The following is a 6,813-nucleotide window of genomic DNA, read 5'->3' on the forward strand; positions in this document are numbered from 1 at the left end:
GTGATGCCGATGAGATTTGGCTGGCGACCGACCCTGACCGTGAGGGCGAGGCCATCGCCTGGCATTTGCAGCAGGTCATCGGCTACGGCAAGACCTGCCGTCGCGTCACCTTCAACGAGATTACGCAGAGCGCCGTCGCACAGGCCATCCGCCAGCCGCGTCAGGTGGATACCAAGCTGTTTGCCGCGCAGGAGGCACGGCGCGTGCTCGACCGTCTCTACGGCTATAAGGTCTCACCGCTTGCCGGGAACAAGCTCGGTCAGCGTGGCATCTCCGCCGGACGGGTGCAGTCGCCTGCCTTGCGGTTAGTGGTGGAGCGCGAGGAGGCGATCCGTGCCTTCACCAAAACCAAACACTTTGGCGTCGCCGTCGAACTCCCTGGCGACACCGGCGCTGCGTCATGGTCGGCGCAGTGGGACAGCCGTCCGCTGGTCACGGATGACCACCCTTACATCACCAACCGCGACATTGCCGTCGCGGTACTGGAAGCAACGCGTCCCGGATTGATAGTCACCGCCTTTGAAGAAAAAACGCAGGCGCGCAAGGCGCCGCCGCCGTTCACCACATCAACCCTGCAACAGGCGGCGGCAAACCGCCTCAAAATCGGGGTAGAGACGACGATGAAGCTCGCACAAGCCTTGTTTGAGGCGGGACTCATCACCTACCACCGCACCGACAATCCCAATCTCTCGCAAGAGGGTGTGCAGATGGTCTGGGACTATTTGCGTGCCAAAGGGCAGGCACAGTACATCCCGGAGAAAGCGAATACCTGGAAGGCGAAGGACGGCGCGCAGGAGGCGCACGAGGCGATTCGCCCGACGGATTTTCATACCTATGACCCGCAGTCAGGCAACGCGCAGCAGGACGCGCTCTACAAGTTGATTTGGCGGCGTGCACTCGCCTGCCAGATGAAAGATGCGCAGTTTCAGGTGCGCACGGCGCAATTAGAAACCCTGGCGCCGGTCGCCGCCTTGCAAGGCTTGCCGCCGGGCAATACTGCACCGCCGCCGAAGGCAGTATTCAAGGCGAGCGGCAGCCTGCGTATTTATGACGGCTGGATGCGCGTCGCTGACGATGATTACACCAGCGAAGACGAAGCAGAGGCGGCAAACCCGTTGCCGAAGCTGACCGTCGGCGCGCAGTACGTGCCAGAGGACGGCAAAATCCTCGACCTCGAAACCAAACCACCCGCGCGCTACAGCGAGCCTGCGCTCATCCGCGCGTTGGAGCGCGAAGGCATCGGCCGACCCTCGACCTATGCCAGCATCATCGGCACGATCCAGCAGCGCGGCTACGTGGAAGTGGTCAAACGGCAGTTTGTGCCGACTGAACTCGGCACCGCGCTGGTTCAGGCGCTGCGCGGCCGTTTCGATTTTCTGGAGATTGCCTACACCCGTGGCATGGAAGACCACCTCGACGACATTGCCCACGGCAAGGCGGGCTACCGTGCGGTGGTCGCACACTACGACCAGGCACTCGACGCGCAACTGGCGGTATTCGCCGCCGACACCTCGGTTCAGCCGCTCGCCGGGGCGGCAGAAACCTTCCCCTGTCCCAACTGCGAAGACGGGCGTTTGCGCCGCCTCAAAGGCAAAAACGGCTTCTTCTGGGGTTGCTCCAACTACCAGCGCGAGCCGAATCCCTGCCAGACGACGCTGCCGGACGCGCGCGGCAAACCGGGCAAGCGGGTGGAGAAAAGCCATGACCATCCCTGTCCCGCCTGTGGTGAGGGATTCTTGCAACGCCGTCCCGGCAAAAAGGAAAACACCTTCTGGTGGGGCTGCGACCGCTACCCCGCCTGCACGCACAGCGCCCCGGATGACGGCGGCAAACCGGGCGCATGGGGCGAACGTCCCCCGGCGGCAACCGGCGGGACGCAAGCGGCTGCTGTTTCAGGCGGTACAACCGCGCGGCCTGCCTCAGGCGGCAAAGCTGCATCAGGCAACAAAACTGCCGCCGGCAAGCGCAAGGCCATCGACAAAACCTGGCCCTGCACCGTCTGCGGCAAGGGCTGGCTGCAAAAGCGCAGCGGCTCGCGCGGCGTCTTTTGGGGCTGCTCGAATTATCCGGCCTGCAAGCACTGCGAGAACGATGCCCACGGCGTGCCGCAATCGCATGCGCAATCTTCATTTTGAGAACGGGAAAGACATGGAAACTTCCGACAAACCACATATTCAGTATCTTGTTCAGCATGGCCATATCGCAGGTGATGTATTCCCGGTTTATGTCGTCAATGATCGGGAAACTGCCATAAAAAAGGCAAAATCATTGATGCTGGATATAGCGGAATCCTTCCGTAACGGTCATTTGAAAAAATTGGATTTTGTACAAGATGGTTATTATTCTTTTTGGAGTGAAAGTAGTCGACAGGAGCCCGGTGAAAATTTTGTTTCCATACTGATAATAAGAGACGGAATTATAACAGGTCAGGATCATCTCTCTATTGGCGAGCCTGGCTGAAGGTTAAAACGAATCATCCTGGCACAGCCGGAGAAACCCATGAATACATGGAAAGACAATAAATCCACTATTACCGCTGCCATCCCGGGATCGCTCAAATACGGACTGCAACGTATGGTGGCAAGTGCAAGTGTTCAATCTTAAGCAATTACAGTAAAAAGAGAGATAAAAATGGCACTATTTATGATATTAATGTTTAGCTTGCTGTCTGTGGCGGCAATTTTTTCTGCATTATTTTGTAAAGGAAACATCTATGAAGGAAATGTAAAAAATGCAATTATTTGTCTGATTATCTGTATCGCTTTATTAATTACAAATGTAATTTTGATAAATATATGCGACTCCATGGGTATTATACATAAATCTGATATTGCAGCGCTATATCCCCTTCTGTGGTTAACAACAGTAGTGATCTTGTTCTTTTTAATTCTATAAACTCTAAAATATTCAAGGCGCAAACGGCACGATTTACCCCCACCCCACAAGCAACATCGAAGGAGAAAACGCATGAGCCACACCCTGAATTTTGAGCACTGCCATCTTGCGACCGGCAACAACATCCGCGCCGACAACATCGCGCTGCTGCTGCCGGAAAACAGCCTGATGGAGCACTACGCCGCGCTGTGGCAGGTGGCTTTTGCTGACAACAAACTGTGGCAGAAAAGTCTGCATCTCGACCAGTTGGGCATTCCCGGTGTGAACGGCGAGGCCGACTATCCGCCGGGTGTCTGTCTGTGGCGGATTACAGAACTATCCGCTTTTTGCCGTGAAGTGGTTGCATCCTGGTTGCTGCGTCGCAAAACGCACGGTGTGCAGCTGGCGGCGCTGCTGACTGATGAAACGCCCTGCTATCGCGCCACATTGCTGGACGAACCGGAAGCAGGCTGCGACTGGCGGGATGAGGCTTTCGTTACCGCATCCTTTGACCGGAATGTTTGGCCAGCGCTGCGCATCGTTCTCGCCGATCCGGCGCAGGAATACCGCAGCGATGAAATGGCAGAACTGCTGGTGCGCGACGGCAGGCAGCATGCGGCGGATGACGAACTGCCTGTCAGCCACATTACCGCCGCCATCAACCTGCTGACTGCCGGACAATATCGCAACGGGGTGAAAACCCCGATTGGCATCAGCGATATTGTCCGCAGTCTGTGCCATATGGCGACCCTGTTCAACATTGCGGCAGAAAACCGGGATCGGGCAGTGGCATACCTTGAGCAACCGCGTAACCGGGGCATCATCTGCCAGCCTGCGGTTCATCTGCCGCCGGAGGGTGAGCACGTCGTAGATCTGTTGTTGCAGCTACGCTTTGAGGACAGTCCGGGCAGCGCGGCTGCATAGGAGACACGCCATGTATAACCCGCTGAATACTGAATTGCCACAGGGCTACACCGTATTCGCCAGCTACGGGCGGCGCACGCCGGAGATTGCCGTTGAGCTGTACTGGCAGGGGAAAGTGCTGGCAACGGCGCTGATGGAAGTAGAAATACAGTCCTTCAACCCGGCGGACGACCCGGAAGTTGACACCGCTTACGCCAACGCGCGCGAGTTTGCCCGGCGCTGTGCGGTCATTCACGCGACCATCCGCGAACAACTCGGCGACGACGGGCTGCATGATGCGCAGCGCGGCATGGTGCTCAGCTGGTGCTACCGTGCCGCCGAAGATGACGGAGACCGGCTGGAGATTGAAGTGCACCGGGGCGCGGAACTGCTGTTGCTCAAAAATTACCCGCTGCCGCCAGCAGTGCGCGATGTTGACGCCAGGCGCGAAGACGTGGCGGCATTGACCCGCACCGCCCTGCAACCGGTACTGGATGACTGGCAGCGGCTATGCGGCGGTAATACCACCTTTCCCGGTACCTTCGCTGCCGTCATGCACACCGTCACGCTGCCCAATCTTGATGATGACGTCTGGCACCTCGGTCCGGCATCACGGCAATGCCTGCCGGAGTTTGTTTACCGCCTCTGCCAGCAGCCCGGCGGGGTGCAAGGCATCCATGCCGTACCCTGGCCGGGTGTGCCGGGTGAAGCCTGCCTGCTCTTTTTCGGCGACCTGTGCGAGCGTCGCCTCTACCTGCATCTCAACGGTAACAATGCCTGGGAAAAATGCCGCGACAACCCGCAGGCGTGGGAAGCCTGCATCAGAGACGAACGGGAAAAGGATGGACTGCTACAGGTATTTGCCGAAATATTCCAACTGGAGCAGCAGGACAGCAAAGACGGTGAAAGCAGTGGGGTATTGCGTTACCGGCGGCGGCAAGGGGAAGAAACCGCATGAACCATCGACGTACCCCAAAAGCACCGCCAGTACGGCGTCCGGCGGCGTCAAACAGTTTTCAGCTTCGCCCGTGCCGCTTCGGCAAGGAAACCGCTGCGGCTGCCGCCGTGTTTGGCGACGTAATCATCAATGGCAGCCAGCAGGTTTTCCGGCAGGGTCGCGTTGAAGCGCCGGGCGCGGCTGGAAATACGCGACTCGTCAATGTCAAACAGCATCCACACCCCGTCGTAATCGTAGTCGGGCAGATGGCGCAAATCTTCGATGCGAGACGGCTGGGGCAGTGCACCATCCATGCCTTGCAGATGCACCTCTACCGCCTCCTGCACCATCGCAGGCAGGTCTTTTGCCTCATCGGCGGCAGAAAAGCAGCCGGGAAAATCAGGCAATACCACGCCGTAGGCATGGGTCTCGTCGCCGAGTTCAACAAATGCAGGGTATAACATGATGCTCTCCTTATTTTGCCGGTGGCTTGCCCCAACCGGCCTGGGCAAAAATGGCTTTCAGCGTGCCGTAGGGGAAGTCTTTGCGCGGATGCGGGACGGTGACATGACCGGGACGGTCGGGATGGACGAAGCGCTGATGGCTGCCCTGGCCGCCGTCGCGTACCCAGCCTTCCTGCAACAGCCGCCGGATGATTTCTTTGCTGTTCATGGCGCGAATTATGCACACCAGATACACACTTTTCCAGACTGATACGGAGGAAGTTCATGTACCACAACAAAACGAAAAAATCCGGCAGCACGCCGTCCGACGGTTTCCTCGGCTGGCTTTACGACCTGCTGTTTTCCCGCAAAAATGCGGCGGCGAATGATGCAACGACAGAATCCCCTGCACGGGAGGCCATCCCGGAGCACGACAGCGGCAGGGCGGAGAAGCTCTTTGCGCAAATGCAGCAGGAAAACGAAACCACCATGCCCCGCGTCGTGCAGACATCATCTGCCACAACCACACGCGCGGCGCATCAGGATGACGGCACCACTTCATCCGCGTTCCATCATCATGCAGCGGCGGATGGCGGAAGTAGCAGCAGCTCCTGCGATTCGGATTCCGGCTCGTCCGGTTGCGACTGATCGGAATTAAACCGGATTGACAGCGGCGTGCCAACACCGGGAACCGGATATGCAGGCTGACCGTGTCATCAGCGGCGACTGCCGCCTCGTCCTGCCACGCCTCATTGCCGCCGGGGTACGGGTGCAGACCTGCATCACCTCGCCGCCCTACTATGGCCTGCGCGACTACGGCCTGCCGGGACAAATCGGTCTGGAGCAGACGATGCAGGATTACCTGGCGGCACTGCTACAGGTGTTCCGCCTGGTACACGACCTGCTGGCCGACGACGGTACGCTCTGGCTCAACTTGGGCGACAGCTACAGTACGGGCTTCAACAGGGGCGGCCTGCCGCCGAAAAACCTGATGGGTATCCCGTGGCGCCTGGCGTTGGCCTTGCAAGACGATGGCTGGTTTCTCCGCCAGGACATCATTTGGCACAAAAGCAACCCGCTGCCAGAATCGGTAACCGACCGCTGCACGCGCGCGCACGAGTACCTATTCCTCCTTAGCAAACACGAGCGCTACTACTTCAATCACGAAGCCATTCGTGAGCCGTCGCGCATCTATGGCCAAGCGGATGCTGATAGCCGGGCGAGCTTCACCCGCGCACAGGGCAAGAACACCACGCTGCGTGTTCCTGGGCACCACGACAGCCAGCATCGCCGTGACCGTCCGCATACCCGGTCAACCGCACTGCGTAACCGGCGCAGCGTCTGGAGTATTGCCAATATTCCCAGCCGGCATGGCCACATCGCTCCGTTCCCACCGGGACTGGTCACGCCCTGCATCCTTGCTGGTAGCCGTCCCGGCGATTGCGTCCTTGATCCGTTCGGTGGCAGCGGTACCGTGGCGGCAGAAGCAACTCGACTGGGGCGTCGCTGGCTCAGCATTGAGTTGGACGAACGATATGCCGATTTGCATGCGGCGCGCACGGTACAGCCGGGATTGGCGATGTAGGAACGTTGGATGAAAGACCCCAACGACCCGTACACACCCGACCTGTTTGATGCGGCACAGCGGCATCTGGG

At 58.8% G+C, this 6,813-nt stretch carries 8 protein-coding genes; 6 read left to right on the forward strand and 2 right to left on the reverse strand.

Annotated elements, in window-relative coordinates; genetic code table 11:
* The 4 genes from topA to Q0349_RS11865 all read left to right on the forward strand — a co-directional run.
* The coding region (gene topA, locus Q0349_RS11850; RefSeq protein WP_298081203.1) for a type I DNA topoisomerase at positions 1 to 2,135 on the forward strand (2,135 nt) is incomplete at its 5' end.
* Between the two features lie 13 nt (positions 2,136 to 2,148).
* On the forward strand, positions 2,149 to 2,460 hold the full coding sequence (locus tag Q0349_RS11855) for a hypothetical protein (RefSeq protein WP_298081204.1): 312 nt from the start codon (positions 2,149 to 2,151) through the stop codon (positions 2,458 to 2,460).
* 507 nt (positions 2,461 to 2,967) lie between these two features.
* Positions 2,968 to 3,798, forward strand: coding sequence for a hypothetical protein (locus Q0349_RS11860; protein ID WP_298081205.1), 831 nt, complete (start codon positions 2,968 to 2,970; stop codon positions 3,796 to 3,798).
* Between the two features lie 10 nt (positions 3,799 to 3,808).
* A complete protein-coding gene (locus tag Q0349_RS11865) occupies positions 3,809 to 4,735 on the forward strand; it encodes a hypothetical protein (RefSeq protein WP_298081207.1) in 927 nt (308 codons plus the stop codon).
* A gap of 47 nt (positions 4,736 to 4,782) precedes the next feature.
* On the opposite strand, the gene Q0349_RS11870 is transcribed toward Q0349_RS11865, so the two are convergent.
* Both Q0349_RS11870 and Q0349_RS11875 read right to left on the reverse strand, forming a co-directional pair.
* Positions 4,783 to 5,178, reverse strand: a complete 396-nt coding sequence (locus Q0349_RS11870) for a type II toxin-antitoxin system HicB family antitoxin (protein WP_298081208.1) — start codon at positions 5,176 to 5,178, stop codon at positions 4,783 to 4,785.
* A gap of 10 nt (positions 5,179 to 5,188) precedes the next feature.
* On the reverse strand, positions 5,189 to 5,386 hold the full coding sequence (locus Q0349_RS11875; RefSeq protein ID WP_298081209.1) for a type II toxin-antitoxin system HicA family toxin: 198 nt from the start codon (positions 5,384 to 5,386) through the stop codon (positions 5,189 to 5,191).
* A gap of 56 nt (positions 5,387 to 5,442) precedes the next feature.
* On the opposite strand from Q0349_RS11875, the gene Q0349_RS11880 reads away from it, so the two are divergent.
* Together Q0349_RS11880 and Q0349_RS11885 are read left to right on the forward strand one after the other, a co-directional pair.
* Positions 5,443 to 5,805 (forward strand): hypothetical protein, encoded by a 363-nt coding sequence (locus Q0349_RS11880; RefSeq protein WP_298081210.1) that lies wholly within the window; start codon positions 5,443 to 5,445, stop codon positions 5,803 to 5,805.
* A gap of 49 nt (positions 5,806 to 5,854) precedes the next feature.
* The gene (locus tag Q0349_RS11885) at positions 5,855 to 6,742 is read left to right on the forward strand and encodes a site-specific DNA-methyltransferase (protein ID WP_298081212.1); all 888 of its coding nucleotides are present in this window, start codon (positions 5,855 to 5,857) and stop codon (positions 6,740 to 6,742) included.
* Positions 6,743 to 6,813: the final 71 nt, after the last annotated feature.

Origin of the sequence: uncultured Cardiobacterium sp., from assembly GCF_938028185.1 — a bacterium.
Taxonomy (GTDB): Bacteria; Pseudomonadota; Gammaproteobacteria; order Cardiobacteriales; family Cardiobacteriaceae; genus Cardiobacterium.